This window comes from Streptomyces sp. ISL-1 (assembly GCF_018614585.1).
Lineage (GTDB): Bacteria > Actinomycetota > Actinomycetes > Streptomycetales > Streptomycetaceae > Streptomyces > Streptomyces maoxianensis.
In genome coordinates this window covers 143,823-162,541 of record NZ_JAGGOI010000015.1, presented here as the reverse complement: position 1 = coordinate 162,541, position 18,719 = coordinate 143,823, and the positions used below count along the sequence as shown (strand labels likewise).

The 18,719-nt window shown below is 68.1% G+C and carries 15 protein-coding genes, 1 tRNA gene and 3 pseudogenes; 9 read left to right on the top strand and 10 right to left on the bottom strand.

What is annotated here, in order from left to right; all coding sequences use genetic code 11:
- Positions 1–5: 5 nt before the first annotated feature.
- Together J7E87_RS12815 and J7E87_RS12810 are read left to right on the top strand one after the other, a co-directional pair.
- Positions 6–993, top strand: a pseudogene (locus J7E87_RS12815) (PP2C family protein-serine/threonine phosphatase).
- A gap of 64 nt (positions 994–1,057) precedes the next feature.
- Complete coding sequence (locus J7E87_RS12810; protein ID WP_215093200.1) at positions 1,058–1,588, top strand: MarR family winged helix-turn-helix transcriptional regulator; 531 nt, start codon at positions 1,058–1,060, stop codon at positions 1,586–1,588.
- A 339-nt stretch (positions 1,589–1,927) separates the two neighbouring features.
- On the opposite strand, the gene J7E87_RS12805 is transcribed toward J7E87_RS12810, so the two are convergent.
- The 4 genes and pseudogenes from J7E87_RS12805 to J7E87_RS12790 form a co-directional block, all read right to left on the bottom strand.
- On the bottom strand, positions 1,928–2,401 hold the full coding sequence (locus tag J7E87_RS12805) for a DUF4142 domain-containing protein (RefSeq protein ID WP_308312918.1): 474 nt from the start codon (positions 2,399–2,401) through the stop codon (positions 1,928–1,930).
- A 469-nt stretch (positions 2,402–2,870) separates the two neighbouring features.
- Positions 2,871–4,307 (bottom strand): flotillin family protein, encoded by a 1,437-nt coding sequence (locus J7E87_RS12800; RefSeq protein ID WP_215093196.1) that lies wholly within the window; start codon positions 4,305–4,307, stop codon positions 2,871–2,873.
- 86 nt (positions 4,308–4,393) lie between these two features.
- Positions 4,394–4,903: a hypothetical protein gene (locus J7E87_RS12795; protein WP_215093195.1), complete on the bottom strand. Its 510-nt coding sequence runs from the start codon at positions 4,901–4,903 to the stop codon at positions 4,394–4,396.
- Positions 4,904–5,055: 152 nt separating this feature from the next.
- Positions 5,056–5,241, bottom strand: a pseudogene (locus J7E87_RS12790) (hypothetical protein); the annotation flags it as partial.
- A 446-nt stretch (positions 5,242–5,687) separates the two neighbouring features.
- Between J7E87_RS12790 and J7E87_RS12785 the strand changes: the two are divergent.
- Positions 5,688–6,371 carry a methyltransferase domain-containing protein gene (locus J7E87_RS12785; RefSeq protein WP_308312917.1) on the top strand — a complete coding sequence of 228 codons (684 nt, stop codon included), beginning with the start codon at positions 5,688–5,690 and terminating at the stop codon, positions 6,369–6,371.
- On the opposite strand, the gene J7E87_RS12780 is transcribed toward J7E87_RS12785, so the two are convergent.
- From J7E87_RS12780 to J7E87_RS12760, 5 genes and pseudogenes are all read right to left on the bottom strand, one after another.
- Positions 6,341–6,850 carry a hypothetical protein gene (locus J7E87_RS12780; protein WP_251017326.1) on the bottom strand — a complete coding sequence of 170 codons (510 nt, stop codon included), beginning with the start codon at positions 6,848–6,850 and terminating at the stop codon, positions 6,341–6,343. The genes J7E87_RS12785 and J7E87_RS12780 overlap by 31 nt on opposite strands.
- Positions 6,847–8,016, bottom strand: a complete 1,170-nt coding sequence (locus J7E87_RS12775) for a molybdopterin-dependent oxidoreductase (protein ID WP_374195167.1) — start codon at positions 8,014–8,016, stop codon at positions 6,847–6,849. Before J7E87_RS12775 ends, J7E87_RS12780 begins: the two co-directional genes overlap by 4 nt.
- Before the next feature lie 423 nt (positions 8,017–8,439).
- On the bottom strand, positions 8,440–9,738 hold the full coding sequence (locus J7E87_RS12770) for an SLC13 family permease (RefSeq protein WP_215093193.1): 1,299 nt from the start codon (positions 9,736–9,738) through the stop codon (positions 8,440–8,442).
- A gap of 11 nt (positions 9,739–9,749) precedes the next feature.
- Entirely contained in the window at positions 9,750–10,211 is a 462-nt protein-coding gene (locus tag J7E87_RS12765; protein WP_215093191.1) for a CBS domain-containing protein, read from the bottom strand.
- A 143-nt stretch (positions 10,212–10,354) separates the two neighbouring features.
- Positions 10,355–11,146: pseudogene (locus J7E87_RS12760) on the bottom strand (cation:proton antiporter); the annotation flags it as partial.
- 430 nt (positions 11,147–11,576) lie between these two features.
- Here J7E87_RS12760 and J7E87_RS12755 point away from each other — a divergent pair.
- Positions 11,577–12,107: a hypothetical protein gene (locus tag J7E87_RS12755; protein WP_215093189.1), complete on the top strand. Its 531-nt coding sequence runs from the start codon at positions 11,577–11,579 to the stop codon at positions 12,105–12,107.
- A gap of 201 nt (positions 12,108–12,308) precedes the next feature.
- On the opposite strand, the gene J7E87_RS12750 is transcribed toward J7E87_RS12755, so the two are convergent.
- A tRNA-Leu gene (locus J7E87_RS12750) sits at positions 12,309–12,392 on the bottom strand.
- Between the two features lie 318 nt (positions 12,393–12,710).
- On the opposite strand from J7E87_RS12750, the gene J7E87_RS12745 reads away from it, so the two are divergent.
- The 5 genes from J7E87_RS12745 to J7E87_RS12725 all read left to right on the top strand — a co-directional run bounded on the left by J7E87_RS12745 (position 12,711) and on the right by J7E87_RS12725 (position 18,615).
- Entirely contained in the window at positions 12,711–13,568 is an 858-nt protein-coding gene (locus J7E87_RS12745; RefSeq protein ID WP_215093187.1) for a DUF3662 and FHA domain-containing protein, read from the top strand.
- A 10-nt stretch (positions 13,569–13,578) separates the two neighbouring features.
- Entirely contained in the window at positions 13,579–14,094 is a 516-nt protein-coding gene (locus J7E87_RS12740; RefSeq protein WP_215093185.1) for an FHA domain-containing protein, read from the top strand.
- A gap of 129 nt (positions 14,095–14,223) precedes the next feature.
- The gene (locus J7E87_RS12735; protein WP_215093183.1) at positions 14,224–15,720 is read left to right on the top strand and encodes a PP2C family serine/threonine-protein phosphatase; all 1,497 of its coding nucleotides are present in this window, start codon (positions 14,224–14,226) and stop codon (positions 15,718–15,720) included.
- 25 nt (positions 15,721–15,745) lie between these two features.
- Positions 15,746–17,155, top strand: coding sequence for an FtsW/RodA/SpoVE family cell cycle protein (locus tag J7E87_RS12730; protein ID WP_215093181.1), 1,410 nt, complete (start codon positions 15,746–15,748; stop codon positions 17,153–17,155).
- Complete coding sequence (locus J7E87_RS12725) at positions 17,152–18,615, top strand: penicillin-binding protein 2 (protein WP_215093179.1); 1,464 nt, start codon at positions 17,152–17,154, stop codon at positions 18,613–18,615. The genes J7E87_RS12730 and J7E87_RS12725 overlap by 4 nt, the downstream gene beginning before the upstream one ends.
- Positions 18,616–18,719: the final 104 nt, after the last annotated feature.

Genomic DNA, 18,719 nt, shown 5'->3' with positions numbered 1-18,719 from the left:
GTGTCATGGGTGTCGTGGGCGTGGTGGTGTGGCCACAGGCACTGGTGTCGGGTTCCTGCCACTGGTCTCGCTCGGCCCGGCCTTCTCCGGACTCGTCGGCGGCCGGCGGCGTACGGCCCTGATCGGCGCCGTAGCGCTCGCCCTGTGTCTGGCGCTTGGCTTCTACGACGGGCTGTTCCAGTCCCGGCGGGGTTACACCGCACTGGCCTCGGTCGGCGGAGTGACGGCCGCGGGCCTGGTTGCGGTGGTCATGCGGCAGCGGCGCGAGGCCGAACTTGCCAGTGTGCGATCCATCGCGGAGGTTGCGCACCGTGTGCTGCTGCGGCCGGTGCCGCGCATCTGAGGGCTGCCGTCTCGTACACGTCCGCAGTGGCCGAGGCGCGCATCGGCGGCGATCTGTACGAGGTCGTGGCCGCGCCGGGCGGAGTACGAGTGATCATCAGCGATGTCCAGGGCAAGGGCCTGGAGGCAGTGGAGACCGCGGCAGCTGTCCTCGGCGCCTTCCGCGAGGCAGCCTATGACGAACCGGACCTTGCGGGCGTCGGCGACCGCGTGGAGAGGGCCGTCCACCGGGAACTGCTGGGCGAGAAGTTCGTCACCGCACTGTTCGCCGAGATCAAGCCCGGGAATGAGGCAGTGCTGCTGAACTACGGGCATCCCGCCCCCATGGTCGTCCGGTCCGACGGCCGTTCGGAATTTCCGGAGCCGGATCAATACGCGCTGCCACTCGGACTCGGCGCCCACGGCGCCGATGGGCCGCACCCCTACCGGATTGACATCGGGCCGGGAGACCAGCTGCTCCTCTACACCGACGGAGTCGCCGAGGCCCGCAACCAGGATGGCAGCTTCTACCCCCTCGGTGAGCGCGCCCATCTCCTGAAGGACCCCGACCCGGTGGCCGCACTGGAGGCGCTGCGCACGGACTTGGCGCACCATGCTGCCGGACCGGCCCACGACGATGCCTCCATGCTTCTGCTGCGCTACCGCGAATAGTCAAGGGCATGTCAAATGGGCAACCACGATGCCGGCACGATCAAGCGGCACGGTAGAAAGAGGTATGACCGAGCCCCGAGGCGCGCAGGCGGAGAGCGTGAACGACGTCGACGCCGTCACGCGCGCGGTGCTGACCGCGTCGCGGCTGTTGGTGGCGGTGTCTGCCCGCTCGCTGGCAGCCGTCGAGGACCGCGTCACGCTTCCCCAGTTCCGGCTTCTGGTGGTGCTGTCGACTCATGGCTCCGCCAAACTCGTGGTCCTCGCCGACCTGCTCGGGGTGAACCCGTCGACGGCGATGCGCATGATCGACCGGCTCGTCTCGGCAGGTCTGGTGGATCGCCGGACGAATCCCGAGGACCGGCGCGAGACGGTCCTGCGGCTCACCGATGACGGCCATCGGCTGGTCGAGGACGTCACCGCGCGGCGGCGTTCGGAGATCGCCTCGATCGTGGAACGCCTCGACCCGGAGCAGCGGTCTGCTCTCATCGGGGCGCTGACGGCGTTCAGCGAGGCGGGCGGTGAACCGGTGGTTCCGGATGAGAACCCCGGGATGTATCCGCTCGGCTGGACGGATGCTTCGCCGCGCCGCGGCTAGATCATCGAGCGACCTCGCGGCTCGACCCGAGGTGCATGTCACGCGATCGGCGCCCGCCCTCACACCCCACAAACAGGTGGAGGCCGGTCGACGGTCAGTCATGTGGACTTGAGCTGCGTCACCGTGCCAGTGCCGCTCCCGTCCAGGGGCCGACCTTCGACCAGCCCCCGGCATGCATCATTGCACAGTGCAAAGGATTATTGCCAGGGTTCAACAGCCCCGGGATTCCCCTCATCTCTCACGTGCCAGGCTGAGGCTGGGCCCTGGAACCGGTGCAGGCTCCGCAGGACCGGGCGACGGCCACCACCCGGTGGCGATGCCCGGTCCCCGCGCCGTCCACTACTTCGGAGCGACGGCGGCCTCGACCTCCTGGAACGTCTTGGGGTCGACCAGGCCGGTGTCCTCCAGCACCTCCATGTGGTCCAGGACGGTCTGGTTGGCCTGGCGGGCATGACGGCGGATCAGGTCGTTCTGGGTCGCGGCCCGCACCTCGCCGATGGTGGCGAAGATCTTTCCGTGTGAGGCGCGCAGCAGATTGGCGAAGAGACGGTCGAATTCGTCCCCTTGGGCTTCGTCGAGCTGCTTGACCCACCCTTGCTGCTCGGGTGTGGCCTCGTTCGGCAACTCGACGCCGAGGATCTGGGCATCCTCACGGACCAGCTGGTCGAGTTTGCTGTGTCCGTCGATCAGATGGAGTCCCGCGCGCCGCACGGCATCGCTGGATGCGTGCGTCTGGGCCAGCCGCCCGGCCGGAATCTCCCACAGCCCGGCCTGTCGTACCTTCACGAGGAAGGTGCGATCCACCTGTGTCACGGGCTGAACCCCACCTGCCGCGCTCTGCCCGGATGTGCCCGAGGCGTCGTAGTGGCCGCCACTGTGCTGTGGCAGCCCCGCGTTCAGCTGGTCGGCTGAAGCTTCCCCGCCACTGCCCCGGATCGCTATCAGAACGGCGGCGACAACGGCGCACGCGGTAGCGATGATCGCGATGGTCCGCATCGAAACCCTGGACGGTGCTGCGCGTCGGCTCGGACGCATGATGCCTCCCGGTTCGGCATAGAGAGCTCTTTCTTCATGTCGACGGGAGCTGGCATTTCATGGCGGCTGGCACGGCACGCAACCAGAGATACGGATGGGACCACCGGGATGTTCAGCGAACGGGGTTGGTCCTGAATGCAGGCCGTCCGCACGGCACATCACGATCCGGAGCGGCCACGGCTATGCCGTGCACGTATCGGATCCCGGGCGCGCACGACTGCGCGGCGCCCGGGAGCGGAGAGGACCGCTATGCCTGGTCGGTGATCTCGATCTTTCCGTTGACCGATGCGTGCTCCGCGGCCGGAGCTGTTCCGCCGCGCGGGCGGGTGATGCCCTTGAGCAATTCGGCGAGGTCGACGCCGGTTGTAGAGTTGAGCAGTTCCATGCCCTGGGCGACGTTGTCCGCGACCGTACGGGACAGCTGGCTTGCACCGTCGGTCGAGATGACCGTCATCTTGTCGATCGCGCTCAGCGGCTCGGCCGCCTTGGCTACGACCTGCGGAAGCACCTCGACGAACATCTGCAGTACGGCTGCCTCGCCGTATTGGCCGAAAGCGTCTGCCTTCTTGCGCATGGCCTCGGCCTCGGCAGAGCCCTTCGCCGCGATGGCGGCGGCTTCCGCTTCACCCTCGATGCGTACGGCGTCGGCGAGCGCGGCACGGTGGAGCTTCTCGCCCTCACCGGTGAGCCGGGAGCGCTGGGCGTCTGCCTCGGCTTGCTTGACCTGGGCGATCCTGCGGGCCTCGGCCTCCTGCTCGGCCTGGTAGCGGGCCGCGTCGGCGGGCTTGCGGACCTGGGTGTCGAGCTGACGGTCGGTCAGTGCCGCCTGGCGCTCCGCCACTTTCTCCTGCTCGGCGAGTACATCCTGCTGGCGTGCAGCCTCGGCCAGCGGGCCGGCGGCGTTGGCCCTGGCCGCGGCCGCCTCGGTCTCGACGCGGATCTCGGCCTGCTTGAGGTAGAACGCCCGCTCGGCGATGGCGATCTCCTCGGCTGCCTTCAGCCGGGCCTGCTCGGAAGCACGCTTGGCGATCGCCTCGGCGATGTCCGCTTCCTGCTTGGCGCGGGCTGCCTCGGGCCGCCCGAGGTCCTCCAGGTAGGAGCCCTCGGTGGTGATGTCCTGGATCTGGAAGGCGTCCAGGACGAGTCCCTGACCGGACAGGCTAGCCTCGGCCTCCTCCGCGACCTGACCGGCGAACGCGGCACGGTCGCGGATGATGTCCTCCACAGACATGCGGCCGACGATGGCGCGCAGCGCGCCGGAGAGTACTTCCTGGGTGAAGCCGACGATGCCGCTCTGCTGTTGCAGGAAGCGCTGGGCGGCGGCCCGTATGGCGTCCTCGTTGCCGCCGACCTTGACGATCGCGACGCCTTCCAGGTGCGCCTTGACGCCGCGCAGGGTGACGGCGCCTCGCACCGCGACCGGTATGTGCCTGCTGGAGAGGTCCAGGGTGAACTTCTGCTGGACGAACGGGACGACGAACACTCCGCCGCCGACGACGACTTTCTGGCCGCTGTTGTCGATGCTGATGCGGCCCGTCTCCGGGTCGGTCGACCTCTTGCCGCGGCGCCCGGTGATGATGAAGGCCTCGCTGGGCCCCGCGACCTTGTAGCGCGTGATGACGACGAGGGCCAGCAGGACGAGGAGTACGACGACTCCCACGACTGCGGTGACGACTGGGCTCATGGGTGATCCCCCCTGCCTTCCCGGGGGAACGGCAGATCGAATGGTGAGTGGTGAACAAGGGGCGTGCGTCCGGACAAGGGGTCTCGTCAGTGGGTGACGGGCCGGACGGCGACCGAGGTGGTCGACAGGGCAGCCTCGACCCAGACTTCTGCGCCTTGCTGAACGGGGTCGGCGCTCCTGGCCGCGAACTTCACCGGCTGGCCTGCGAGGTGCAGCAGCACCTCGCCGTAGCCATCCGCCGGGATGGCGGTGACGACGGCCCCCGCGATGCCGATCAGGTCGTCGGCGCGCGGGATGACGGCGGACTGATCCCGCATCAGTGAGCGGCTCAGCCTCCAGGTCCCCCAGCCGGCTGCGATACCCGCAGCCGCACCTACCGCTGTGGCCGCACCTGCCCCGAGGCCGGTGGCGCCCAGCACGATCGCGCCGGTGAAGCCGAGCATCGAGATGAATCCCGCGATCACGGGAAGCGACAGCCACCCGTCGAAAAGCCCTTCCAGTGCGCCGTCGAGAAGGCCCTCGAATACCCCGTCGAGGACCAGTGAGAGCGCGAGAAGAACGATCCCTGCAATGCCGAGACCGAGAAACAGACTCATGCATGCCTCCCGTGATCGCCGGTGATTCCCCCGTTGAACGGGAGCGTCTCACGTGCGCCCAGTGAGATTCATTGCCGGATCCAGGCAATCTTTACGCTTCTTTGATGCCGGTCGGCTCAGCTCGTCCGCGCTCCATCGCTGCGGGGCCGGGTCTACCGTCCGAGTATCTCGGCGAGACCCCGACGCGTGGCAGCCAGAACGACACGGTCCCCGGGCTGCAGTACGTAGCCGGGGTGCAGGTCCCAGACCAGGCCGGTGGAGTGCTGTTCCCCATCGGCGGGGTGCGGCGTGGCGAGGTCGGGACGGCGGTCGGCGGGGGCAGTGGTGTCGAGGGCGACCCGGGGCGACCAGGGCACCCGGGAAGAAGCGGCCCTGGTGGGCCGTGGAGCAAAGAGGGCGGTCCTGGACCAGCGAGGTGGGGATGTGGCATCGCAAGCGGTCCTTGCCTGCGTCACCATCACAGCGATCCTGGTCACCAGAACCGCGTTGGCCGAGATGAAGCATCCCGGTACTGCGCAGCGAGCGGTGCGCTTCCTCTTCAACCCGACAGCCATGGCCGTCGGGGCTTCGCACCTGTCACTGGTAGCTGCCGTGGCCGTAGGCGGCCACGACGGAGGCCACGTGGCGTGGGCGCGGCGCTGCTCGCTGGGCTGCTCACCGCCTTCGTCGCTGATCACACAGGCGCGAGCCCTAGGCGGCATCGCGAGCGGGCCGGACGAAGCCCCGGTACACGAACGGCCGCACTGGTCTGGCCGACGAGCGTGCTCCTGAGCATGCTCGTCAGGTGCCCAGTGCAGGAATCGCAGGAACGGATCCGGACGGCTCCCTGGCCAGCTGGACCAGTCGCTCCTACGCGAAGGCCCTTCACTCCGGGCACGGAGACCTGTCCCTGCGCGACGCCAACGGATGGCACCTGCCGCTGGACGTCGCCCGGTGGTGCGCCCGTGCAGATGCCTGTGACCTGGCCTTACTGCGGCGGTGTGCGGGTCCTGTACTCGACATCGGCTGTGGCGCCGGACGCCTGGTCGAAGCCTTGGCGCGGCGGGGACACCGTGCCCTCGGGATCGACCTCTGCCCGTCGGCCGTCAACTCGACCATGGGCCGCGGCGGAGCCGCACTGTGCCGTTCCGTGTTTGCCTCACTCCCCAATGAGGGGCACTGGGGAACAGCCCTGCTCCTTGACGGGAACATCGGCATCGGCGGTGACCCGCAGAGACTGCTGGAACGGATCCGGGCCCTGGTGCACGACCAGGGCTTCCTTCTCGTGGAGACCTCTGCCGCCGAAGTCGACGGGCGCCACCGGGTTCGCCTCCATGACGGCCGCCGCGCGCTCTGCGCAACCTTTCCCTGGGCCACTGTCGGATGCACGGCTCTGACCCGGTACGGACAGGCCGCGGGCTGGACCGCGGTGGACCGGTGGAGCACAGCCGGCGGGCGTCATTTCGCGGCTTTGCGCCCTGCACGCTGAGCGCGGGCCGCTCGCCGTGCCGGCCGGGTCGCGGCCCGCGCGCGCAAGAGCAGGCACAGCGCGGAGGCTGCAAACAGGATCGCGGTGATCACGAGCCACCGCCCGAGGAAGACATCGGCCGACAGCGCGGTGGCGACGGTGAAGTGACTGACCTGGCGGAGGATCAGAGGCCACCAGACGAGCAGCAGGAGGGCGGAGACGAAGAGGGGGACGCGCAGGTAGTTGACGCTCATCAGCGGTGTCCGCGTACTTGGACCACCCGACGGTCGGAGCACGTACTGCATCACCCGGTCGGTCACCGAGTACAGCGGCAGCAGTACGAGGTCGTGGAGGAGTGCTGCTCCGACGAACCAGATGGCCACGCCCCAGGCGTCGCCCTTGAGCAGTCTTACGCCGGCGTACAGGGCGAGGGCGAAGGAGCACAGGACGAGGAGCAGGTGCAGCGGCGACGCGCCGTAGCGGCGGCGGAAGTGGCTCATGCCTGCTCCCCGAAGCTGAGCCGGGTGACCCACTTGGTGTTGTGGACTCCAGGCGCGCCGGGAACCATGATCCGCGCGGGATAGCCGTGGTCCTGCGAAAGCGTGGCCCCGTTCACTTGCAGAGCGAGAAGGGAGCGCCCGTCGCGCACTTGGTTGTCCCGCAGGACCGCCGAGCTGAACGCACCGCCGCGCTGCGCGGACTCGATCAGAACCTTCGGCGGGTTCGTCCCCAGTCCGACCAGGGCGGCGAGGTCGATAAGCCGCACCCCGCTCCACAGCTGATCGGTGGTGGACCAGCCCTCCACGCACTGGATGGGCAACGCGGACTCGAACTGAGGCAGGGCGAGCAGCTGCTGTTGCGTCAGGATGGCCTGGCGGCTGCCGTTGCGCACACTCAGCCGCCAGGCCGGGCCGATGTCGCTCGCCCGGATCCCGACCGACGCTGCGGTCTTGTTGATCTGGAATCCGTTCGGCCCGGAACCCGGCTCCTGTCCGTGGGGGGCGAGTACGGCCGTCTTCCGGAACCAGCCGCCCACGCTCTGACCGACTGTCACGACCAGCAGCGCTGCAGATCCCAGGCCCACCAGGCCCAGTGCGCCACGACGGGAGATGGTCGGCGCGGCCGGGTTGGGGGAGACGAGCCCCAAGGTCTCTTGCGGTACCGGCGAAGTGCCCCGGGGCCTCACCGCGCGGAGCGCGCGGCGCAGGCGGAACGTCACGTGCACGACGAAAGCCCCCATGAAGACCCAGGCGCCGTAGTAGTGCAGGACGTAGAAGGAGCCGGGAAAGATGTAGTGCAGCTGGATGTTGAGGATGCCCGTCACGAATTCGAATCCGGCGCCGCCCACCAGGAGGAGCAGGGACAGGCGCTCCAGGCCGTGGCTGAGCGAGCGTGCGGGTGGCCACTCGAAGAGCTTGGGGATCACCGACCAGAGCTTGGCCAGCAGTACGGGGATGAGCACGATGCCGAGCGTGACGTGGACGCCCTGGGTGAGCCGGTAGAGCCAGTACGGCGATGTCGGCCAGGAGAAGAGGTAGAAGCCCAGCAGACCCTTGTCGGGCGTCTCGTCGTTGATCCGGGCGAGATCTGGATTGTAGGCGGCGTAGGACAGCAGCCCGGTCACGAACAGGATCGTGATCCCGAACAGCAGAATCAGCCCCAGCACGGCAGTCAGCCACGGCCCCCGCAGTGGACTGCGCCAGAACTCCGGCCGGGACGGACCCGGCGGCGGCCCCGATGACAGAGCGAAGCGAAGCCGCCCCGGCCCCCGGACCTTCGGCGACGATCCTCCGGCATGCCCGTGCGCCGGCCTCGAATCGGATGCCGCAGCGGCGCCAGCCTGGCCGTCCCTCCGTTCGCCCGCCGGAGGATCGGATCGGGCCTGTTCGCGTTCGGGCGGCTGGGGTGCCCTGTCAGATTGGCGTTCCCGCTCTTCCCCGTCGGAGTCCATCAGCCCTCGGTGTGGTTGCGACGTGGCCCGTCCATACAGTGGGCCCTGGTCAGAACGTGCCGCACGCCCCGCCCACCGAGTCGCAGGACACACCAAGGGGCACCCGAGCAGCGCAGAGCCACGGCGCGCAAAGGGCGTTCAGGTCAGGGCGAAGTAGCGCAGCCAGATGTAGAGCGCCGACAGGGCGACGGTGACGGCGGTGACGACGAGGCCGTATTTGGTGAACTGCCAGAAGGTGATCGGTGTGCGGTTGCGCTCGGCGATGCCGAGCACGACGACGTTCGCACTGGCTCCGATCGCGGTGGCGTTCCCGCCGAGATCCGCGCCGACGGCGAGGCTCCACCACATGACATGGTCCGCTCCACCGTTCATCGCCTTGACCAGGTCGTCGGTGATGGGCGCCATCGTCGCGACGTAAGGAATGTTGTCGACCACACCGGAGAGCACCGCCGAGGCGCCGAGCATCAGCATCGAGCCGCCGAGTTCACGGTCTCCGATGGCGTCGGCGAGAGACTTCGACACCTCACCGATGACCCCGGTGTCGATGAGCCCGCCGATCATGATGAACAGGCCCGCGAAGAAGGCGAGCGTGGGCCATTCGACCTCGGCCAGAACGTCGTTGGTCTCCACCGTCGAGATCGCCACGAGCAGTCCGGCGCCCAGCAGCGCGACGACGCTCGGCTCGTAGTGCAGTACGGGATGAAGGACGAAGCCCGCGACGACCAGTGCGAGAACGGCCAGGCCCTGGACGAGCAGGCGCGGATCGCGGATGGCCTCGCGTTCCTCCAGGGTCATGATCTCGGCGGCGCGGTCCTCGTCGTACACGAAGTGCTTCCGGAACAGGAAGCGGCACAGGGCGATAAGGACCACCGTCAGGACCGCGGAGAGCGGTGCCAGGTGGACAAGGAAGTCGTTGAAGGTCAGCCCCGCCCGGCTGGCGATGATGATGTTGGGCGGATCGCCGACGAGGGTAGCGGTGCCGCCGACATTGGAGGCGAATACCTCGGCGATCAGGAACGGCGCGGCCGGCAGCCCGAGTCGTTCACAGACGAGCAGGGTGACCGGGGCGATCAGCAGCACCGTGGTGACGTTGTCCAGCAGTGCCGACGCCACCGCGGTGATCACGATCAGCATGACCATGACCCGGAACGGCTTGCCCCTGGCCCGTTTGACCGCCCAGATCGCCAGGTACTCGAACATACCGGTCTTCTTCAGCACACCGACGATCATCATCATGCCGAGCAGCAGGAAGATGACGTTCCAGTCGATGCCCCGGTCCTGGAGGTAGAAGGCGGAGACGTCGTCCGTCGCCCCGATCGCCAGCATCAGCCCGGCCCCGCCGAGCGCGGCGGCGACCCGGTGGATCCGCTCGCTGATGATCAGGGCGTATGTGCCGAGGAAGACGGCGATCGCCGCCCAGCTCTGCCAGCCGCTCACATGGTCTCCAATCAGGGGTGTACCGCGAGAAGTCGGTTCAGCAGGTGCGAGGCGGTGATGACGCCGAGCAGGTGCGGACCCGCTTTGTCCCGGTCGACCACGGCGACCAAGGGGCTGCGCACCTGGGCCATGAGGGCGGCGACCTCCAGGGCGGTGTCGTCGGGGGCGGCGACCGGCGGTGGACCCGCCTTGCTCGGCAGACAGTCCCCGACGGTGCGCCCGGCCAGCGCCGCACAGAGCCGGTCCGCGTGCCGCTCGTCGACCACCGCGGCGAGGGCCGGGTCCTCCAGCACGTAGGCGGGGACCAGCACCTTGACCAGCTGGGAGGCCGGCAGGATCGCGGCCGGCTCCCCTCCGGCGTCGAGGACGAGCAGCCCCGGCAACTGGTGTTCGGCCATCAGCCGGGCCGCGTCCAGCGCATCGTCGTCCACACTCACCGTCTCGTACTCCACTGCCAGATCACGTGCGCGCACGGTCGGCTCCTCCCTGCTCCGGTACGTCCTTGGCCTCGGCCACAGCGTCATCCGCGTCCGGAATGCCGACCAGGTCATTGACGTGGAACATACGGGCCACCGGTACGTCCGTGCTGCTGTGCGCCACGATGGAGAACGCGATGGTCGAAGGCGTGCTTGGACTCCGGCGATACCGAGGCGAGGACCGCGCCCGCGGAGAAGGCAGCGAGATAGGGGTTGGCGTGGGTGAGGTGACACAGCGCGTAAAGGATCACGCCGGTGGCGAGCGGCAGCAGCGGCTGGAGCTTGGGCTCGGCCCCCAGCAGGCGGAACCGCACCAGGCCGTTGACGAACAGCGGCAGCAGGATCCCGAAGGCCAGGCCCATCGCCAGCTCGAGCCCGATCGCCGAAGCCGATGCCTGCGCGTGCCCGGCCGCCGGGCCGGCCGCGGCGATCAGCAGCAGGACGACGGGCAGTGCGAGGCCGTCGTTGATACCGCTCTCCACATTCAGCAACTGCCGTAGGCGAGCGGGGACCTCTTTACGTCCCACGATCGCGGAGGCGAACACGGGGTCGGTGGGCGCCAGCACCGCGCCCACCAGGAACGACGTGATCCAGTCCAGACCGACGAGGTAGTGGGTGATCAGCGCCATGAAGACGAACGCCAGCGGCATGCCGAGCCCCAGGGCACGGGCCGGGTTGCGCCAGGCGCGGCGCAGCGCGGGGAAGGAGACGTGCATTCCGTCGGTGAACAGCACGGCGAACAGCGCGAGATCGGCCGTCACCGCGACGATGCCGCTGTCCGGCGTGATGTGGATCAGCCCGAGGAAACCGTCGCTGACCAGCGCTCCGCCGACAAGGAAGAGGAAGGAAGTGGAGAGGACTGTGCGAGCCGCGAGACCGGACAGGAGCACCGCGATCAGCAGAGCGACTCCGAAAACCAGAGTGAGTACCACGACAGCCCCCGATCGGAAAAGAGATTGATCCCTTGTTCGCCGACCAGGCTTCCCGGCACACCACGGGGGACCGTACAGGATCTTTACGCGTCTTTGACAGCTGGTCGCCGTGCACCGAGCGGCGGCGAACGCTGCCGGATTCCAGCAACGTTCGAGTTCGTCCTGGACGCCTCGGTACGTCCCCTGAAAGGACCGCTGGACGAGCTGTCCGACGGCTCCCTGGCCGTGGATGGCATTACCGATCCGCACCTTCGATGCGGCCTCAAAAACGGGGGCCCCGAACTCTCCACCGACCCCGACGCCGGCCGTACGTCCGCGAAGGAGACCACCGCGACCCCGACACCGTCCCCGTCGCAGACGCGATGCGCCCTCCGAAGAAGCGACGGAAGAACAAGCCCACCCCATCGAAGCCCGCAAGGCCTACCGCCTCATGCCCAAGCAGAACAAGGACACCGACGGGTACCAGCGACTGATGTGCCCGGCCGAAGCCGGCAAGGTCCAGTGCCCCCTCAAGCCGCGCTCGCTCGGCCGCGGCATCCACCTGCCGCTGGTGGACCCGGAGCCGAACCCCACCGGACCTTTCAGGGTCTGCAAGCAGCGCAGCATCACCGTCGCCCCCGACGTCGGCGCCAAGCACTGGCAGGCCCTCGAGTACGGCGACCAGCAATGGCAGAAGGTCTACTTCCGCCTCCGCAACAGCGTCGAGGGCTACAACGGCTACGCCAAGAATCCCCTCGCCGAAGCCATCGAAGCATCCGGCACCCGCCGCATCCGCGGCATCGCCGCCCAGACCATCCTTCTCGTCTTCCAGCTCGCCCACGCCAACCGCCGAAAGATCAAGAACTGGGTCGAGACCCTCGCCCTCAACGGAGAGCGCCCCCGCAGACGCACCCACCACCGGCGGAGAACCAAGCCACTGGGCATCTGGACCCCCACCGGCTACCTCGCACCGACCGGCTAGCGATCAGCTCCGGCCGCACTGGATGAGAATCATCTGAAGATCAGGGCCCGCATCGTGACCAATGCCACGGTGTGTGCTCATTCACGTCCAAATCGCCCGCACTGCGCCAAGCTCGGGCCGTCGCACTCCCGTTCAACGAGAAACGGGCCCCCACCAGGACTTTCGTCACTGGTAGAGACCCGTTTCGTCGGTTTCTCTCTGTGCGCGAGGGGGGAGTTGAACCCCCACGCCCTTTCGGGCACTGGAACCTGAATCCAGCGCGTCTGCCTATTCCGCCACCCGCGCATTGGGTGTTGCCGCCTTGGGTCACACCTGCTCGGTGTGACCCCCTGGCGACATCCAGAAGATTAGCACGCGGGCCTGAGTGGATTCACACTCGATTGTTTCGAAGAAGCGGACGAAGGAACAGGGAACGGAGAGCGGCCGCCCCCCACTCCTCCTGGGTGCACCCTGGGTGCGGGACACTGTCAGGAGGCCGCCTCTACGATCCGTGTGAGAGGTGACACTCATCGACGGGGCAGACAAGGGGAACCAGCCGATTTCCCGACGCGTGGATACGATCAGTAAGCAGTACCAGGACGGCAACGACGGAGGAGGTGCCCCATGGGAGTCCTGAAGAAGTTCGAGCAGCGACTTGAAGGTCTGGTCAACGGCACCTTCGCCAAGGTGTTCAAGTCCGAGGTCCAGCCCGTCGAGATCGCGGGCGCGCTCCAGCGGGAGTGCGACAACAACGCGACGATCTGGAACCGCGAGCGGACTGTCGTCCCCAACGACTTCATCGTGGAGCTCAGCGCGCCCGACTTCGAGCGCCTCAGCCCGTACTCCGGCCAGCTCGGCGACGAGCTCTCCAGCCTGGTCCGCGACTACGCCAAGCAGCAGCGCTACACCTTCATGGGCCCCATCAAGGTCCACCTGGAGAAGGCGGACGACCTCGACACCGGTCTGTACCGCGTGCGCAGCCGCACCCTCGCGTCGAGTACGTCACAGTCGTCCGAGCGGGCCCCCGCCGGCCCGGGGCCGGCCGCGGTCCCTCAGGGCGGCGCCCGCGGCGGCTACGGCTACCCACCCGCCGGTGCACCTCCCATGCCGGCCGCGCCGCCTCCGGGCGGCGGCCGACCCGGTCCCGCGCCCCTCGGGGACCGCCGCCCGGCACCCGGCCCGGGCCCCATGCCGAGCACTCAAGTGCGACGCTGGATCGAGATCAACGGCACACGCCATCAGATCTCCCGCCCGACGCTGGTGCTGGGTCGCAGCACCGACGCCGATGTGCGGATCGACGACCCCGGCGTATCGCGCCGGCACTGTGAGATCCGGACCGGAACGCCCTCGACGATCCAGGATCTCGGGTCTACCAACGGCATCGTGGTAGACGGGCAGCACACAACCCGCGCTACGCTCCGCGACGGCTCGCGGATCGTCGTGGGCAACACCACCATCGTTTACCGGCAAGCCGAAGGGTGAAGCGGGGGCAATGTCAGAGCTGACCCTTACGGTCATGCGGCTAGGATTCCTGGCCGTTCTGTGGCTATTCGTGATCGTGGCCGTCCAGGTCATCCGCAGCGACCTGTTCGGTACGCGCGTCACGCAGCGCGGCTCACGCCGCAACGCCGACGCGCGTCCCCAGCAGACGCGCCAGACCACCGCGCCACCGCAGCAGCGCCAGCAGGCGAGCGGCGGACGCCAGCGCCGTGGGGCGCCCACCAAACTGGTTGTGTCCGAAGGAACCCTCACGGGCACAACGGTCGCCCTGCAGGGCCAGACCATCACGCTGGGCCGGGCGCACGACTCCACGATCGTGCTGGACGACGACTACGCGTCCAGCAGGCATGCCAGGATCTACCCGGACCGTGACGGCCAGTGGATCGTCGAGGATCTCGGGTCCACCAATGGCACATATCTCGACCGGACCCGGCTCACCACCCCGACACCGATTCCGCTGGGCGCGCCGATCCGCATCGGCAAGACCGTCATCGAGCTGCGGAAGTAGTACGACAATGAGCGAGCGGAGCGAGCGAGCCGCCGCGGTCCCGACAGCGGACCGGGACGGGCTCCCGACCGGAGGGTGGGCAGTGTGGCTCGAGACCGGCTGTACCCCGAGTCGACGGGCGAGGTGCGCATGAGTCTGTCTCTGCGCTTCGCCGCCGGATCTCACAAGGGCATGATCCGGGAGGGCAACGAGGATTCCGGCTACGCCGGCCCCCGCCTTCTGGCCATCGCCGACGGCATGGGCGGCCAGGCCGCCGGCGAGGTCGCCTCCTCGGAGGTCATCTCCACGCTTGTCACGCTCGACGACGACGTGCCTGGCTCCGACATCCTCACCTCGCTCGGTACGGCCGTGCAGCGCGCCAACGACCAGCTGCGGCTGATGGTCGAGGAGGACCCCCAGCTCGAAGGCATGGGCACCACCCTCACCGCCCTGCTCTGGACCGGCCAGCGCCTCGGCCTGGTACATGTCGGCGACTCGCGCGCCTATCTGCTCCGCGACGGCGTGCTGACGCAGATCACCCAGGACCACACCTGGGTGCAGCGCCTCGTCGACGAGGGCCGGATCACCGAGGAAGAAGCGACCACCCACCCGCAGCGCTCCCTGCTGATGCGCGCGCTGGGCAGCGGTGACCATGTCGAGCCCGACCTCTCCATCCGCGAGGTCCGCGCCGGCGACCGCTATCTGATCTGCTCCGACGGCCTGTCCGGCGTCGTCTCCCACCAGACGATGGAGGAGACCCTCGCCAGCTACCAGGGCCCGCAGGAGACTGTCCAGGACCTGATCCAGCTCGCCCTGCGCGGCGGCGGCCCCGACAACATCACCTGCATCGTCGCCGACGTTCTCGACACCGATTCCAACGACACCCTGGCCGTGCAGCTCAACGACACCCCGGTCGTCGTCGGCGCGGTCGCCGAGAACCAGCTCCAGCTGAACGACGGCGGCGCCATGCAGACCCCGGCGGGACGCGCGGCCGGCCTCGGCCGCCCCGTGCCCCCCCAGCCGAACGGCAGCTTCGGCCCGCCCGGCAGTGGCGACGGCATGGGATACGGCGGCATGCCGCCCGAGGGCAGCTTCGGGGCGTACACCGACGAGGACTTCATCAAGCCGCGCGGCGGCCGCAAGTGGCTGAAGAGATCGTTCTACATCGTGCTCGCCCTGGCGGTTGTCGGCGGCGGTCTGTACGGCGGCTACCGCTGGACTCAGACCCAGTACTACGTCGGCTCCCAGGATGAGCACGTCGCCCTCTACCAGGGCATCAGCCAGGACCTGGCCTGGGTCTCCCTCTCGAAGGTCGAGAAGGACCACCCTGAGATCGAACTCAAGTACCTCCCGCCCTACCAGCGCAAGCAGGTGGAGGCGACGATCGCCGCCGAGAGCCTCGGCAGGGCACGCGCGAAGATCGACGAGCTCGCCGTCCAGGCCACCGCCTGCAAGAAGGACGAGCAGCGCCACGAGGCGGCAGAACGCGCGAGCACCCCGCCGCCCGGCGAGGGCGACACCGGTGGCACCACCGGCAAGCCGACCACCCAGACCGCCAAGACCAAGCCGACCGCAGCTACTCCCTCTCCGGGGCCCACCCTCTCGGAGGAGGAGCAGAAGCTGGCCTCGAACTGCGGAAAGCAGTAATCGGCCGTAGGGGGCCCTCTCCACCATGAGCGTTGTCACCAACACCACCACGATCGGCGCGATCGAAGCACCGAGCCGGCGCAACACCGAACTGGCGCTGCTCGCCTTCGCCGTCGTCATCCCGGTATTCGCGTACCTCAACGTCGGCCTCGCCCTGAACGGCGAAGTGCCTGCCGGTCTGCTCGGATACGGGCTCGGCCTCGGCCTGCTCGCCGGCGTCGCCCACCTCGTGGTGCGCAAGTTCGCCATGTACGCGGACCCGCTGCTGCTGCCGCTGGCCACCCTGCTCAACGGCCTCGGCCTGGTGATGATCTGGCGCCTGGATCAGTCGCCCCGGCTGATCCAGCGGGCCAAGACGCTCTTCGGAGGCTTCAGCCCCGACGCCCCCAAGCAGCTGCTGTACTCAGCGATCGGGATCGCCCTCTTCGTCGGCGTACTGATCCTGATCAAGGACCACCGGATCCTGCAGCGCTACACCTACATCTCGATGGCGGTGTCGCTGGTCCTGCTGATCATGCCGGTGTTCTTCCCCGCGGTGAACGGCGCGAAGATCTGGATCAGCCTCGGCCCCTTCACCATCCAGCCCGGCGAGTTCGCAAAGATCATCATCGCGATCTTCTTCTCCGGCTATCTGATGGTGAAACGGGACGCCCTGGCGCTGGCCAGCCGCCGGTTCATGGGCCTGTACCTGCCGCGAGGCCGTGACCTCGGACCCATTCTCGTGGTCTGGGTGATGTCGATCCTGATCCTGGTCTTCGAGACCGACCTGGGTACCTCGCTGCTGTTCTTCGGCCTCTTCGTGATCATGCTGTACGTCGCCACCGAGCGCACCAGCTGGATCGTCTTCGGTCTGCTGATGTCCGCGGTCGGCGCGGTCGGCGTCGCCACATTCGAGCCGCACGTCCAGCAGCGCGTCGAGTTCTGGCTCAATCCGTTCGCCGAGAAGACCTGGGAGCAGAGCGAGCAGATCGGCCAGGCCCTGATGTCGTTCGGCTCGGGCGGCACGCTCGGCACCGGCCTCGGCCAGGGCGACTCCGACCTCATCGGCTTCGCCGCCAACTCCGACTTCATCCTCTCCACCTTCGGCGAGGAGCTCGGTCTCGCCGGGATGATGGCGTTCCTGATGATCTACGGCCTGATCGTGGAGCGCGGCGTACGCACCGCTCTCGCCGCCCGCGACCCGTTCGGCAAACTCCTCGCGATCGGCCTCTCCGGCGCCCTCGCCATCCAGGTCTTCGTGGTCGCCGGCGGTGTGATGGGGCTCATCCCGCTGACCGGTATGACCATGCCGTTCGTCGCGTACGGTGGCTCGTCCGTGATCGCCAACTGGGCCCTGGTCGGCATCCTGATCCGCATCAGCGACACGGCCCGCCGTCCCGCTCCCGCGCCCGCCCCGTCCCCCGATGCCGAGATGACCCAGGTGGTCCGACCGTGAACAAGCCCTTGCGCCGGATCGCGATCTTCTGCGGGCTCCTCGTGCTGGCCCTGCTGGCGCGCACGAACTGGCTCCAGTACGTCGAGGCCGAGGAACTCAACACCCACTCGAAGAACCGCCGTGTCCTGATCGAGCGGTACGCCGGAGAGCGCGGGAACATCATCGTCGACGGCAAGCCGATCACCGGCTCCGTGGAGACGAACGACACGGACTTCAAGTACAAGCGCACCTACGTCGACGGCCCCATGTGGGCGCCGGTCACGGGCTACGCGTCGCAGGCCTTCGACGCCAACCAGATCGAGAAGCTCCAGGACGGCATCCTCACCGGCAACTCCGATCAGCTCTTCTTCGACCGCACGATGGCGATGTTCACCGGCGACAAGAAGGTGGGAGGCAACGTCGTCACCACCCTCAACGGCGCCGCGCAGAAGGCCGCCTTCGAGCGCCTCGGCTCCAAGAAGGGCGCGGTCGCGGCGATCGACCCGCAGACCGGCAAGATCCTGGCGCTGGCCTCCACCCCCTCGTACGACCCCTCGACCTTCGCCGGCTACTCCGGCAAGGACGAGAAGGCGTGGCTGGCGCTGGAGCGGGACAAGGACAAGCCGAAGCTGAACCGCGCGCTGCGCGAGGTCTACCCGCCCGGCTCCACCTTCAAGGTGCTCACCGCAGCCGCGGCCCTCGAGCACGGCGCCGTCGACGACATCAACGCGCCGACGGACACCCCGGAGCCGTACATCCTGCCCAACACCCGCACGCCGATGATCAACCACGCCAACGGCTGCAAGAACGCCAGCCTGAACCAGGCGCTCAAGGTCTCCTGCAACTCCGTCTTCGCCAACCTCGGTGACAAGGTCGGCCGGGACAAGATGGTGGAGACGGCCCAGAAGTTCGGCTTCAACAACCCCGAGATCGACACTCCGGTGCGGGCCGCCGCCTCCGTCTACGACAAGACGATGGACCGCCCGGGCAACGCCCTGTCGTCCATCGGCCAGTTCAACACCGCCACCACCCCCCTCCAGATGGCCATGGTCACCGCGGCGATCGCCAACGACGGCAAGCTGATGAAGCCGTACATGATCGACCAGCTGGAAGCGCCCAACCTGGACGTCATCACGAAGAACGAGCCGCAGGAGATGAGCCGCCCGCTCTCCCAGAAGAACGCGCAGCTCCTCCAGGAGATGATGGAAAACGTCGTCAAGGAGGGCACCGGCACCAACGCCAAGATCGAAGGCGTCGAGGTCGGCGGCAAGACCGGTACCGCTCAGCACGGCGAGAACAACAGCAAGAACCCGTACGCCTGGTTCATCTCGTACGCGAAGTCCCCCGACGGCGGATCCCCGGTCGCCGTGGCAGTCGTGGTCGAGGACAGCGAGGCCAAGCGGGACGACATCAGCGGTGGCGGTCTCGCCGCCCCCATCGCCAAGGCCGTGATGAAAGCGGTACTGGACAGCAAGAAGTGACGCGGATCACGTCTGGGGCCCATACCTGCACATTGCGATACCGGTCGGGTATCAGGTGACGGTCACGGGCGGATCAGGTACGGCGTGCCCGGTAGCGTATGCGC

Bases quoted from the DNA above. Each gene is read 5' to 3' on its own strand.
- J7E87_RS12810 (WP_215093200.1), top strand. From the start codon at position 1,058: ATGACCGAGCCCCGAGGCGCGCAGGCGGAGAGCGTGAACGACGTCGAC.
- J7E87_RS12800 (WP_215093196.1), bottom strand. From the start codon at position 4,307: ATGAGCCCAGTCGTCACCGCAGTCGTGGGAGTCGTCGTACTCCTCGTC.
- J7E87_RS12795 (WP_215093195.1), bottom strand. From the start codon at position 4,903: ATGAGTCTGTTTCTCGGTCTCGGCATTGCAGGGATCGTTCTTCTCGCG.
- J7E87_RS12780 (WP_251017326.1), bottom strand. From the start codon at position 6,850: ATGAGCCACTTCCGCCGCCGCTACGGCGCGTCGCCGCTGCACCTGCTC.
- J7E87_RS12755 (WP_215093189.1), top strand. From the start codon at position 11,577: ATGCCCAAGCAGAACAAGGACACCGACGGGTACCAGCGACTGATGTGC.
- J7E87_RS12745 (WP_215093187.1), top strand. From the start codon at position 12,711: ATGGGAGTCCTGAAGAAGTTCGAGCAGCGACTTGAAGGTCTGGTCAAC.
- J7E87_RS12740 (WP_215093185.1), top strand. From the start codon at position 13,579: ATGTCAGAGCTGACCCTTACGGTCATGCGGCTAGGATTCCTGGCCGTT.
- J7E87_RS12735 (WP_215093183.1), top strand. From the start codon at position 14,224: ATGAGTCTGTCTCTGCGCTTCGCCGCCGGATCTCACAAGGGCATGATC.
- J7E87_RS12730 (WP_215093181.1), top strand. From the start codon at position 15,746: ATGAGCGTTGTCACCAACACCACCACGATCGGCGCGATCGAAGCACCG.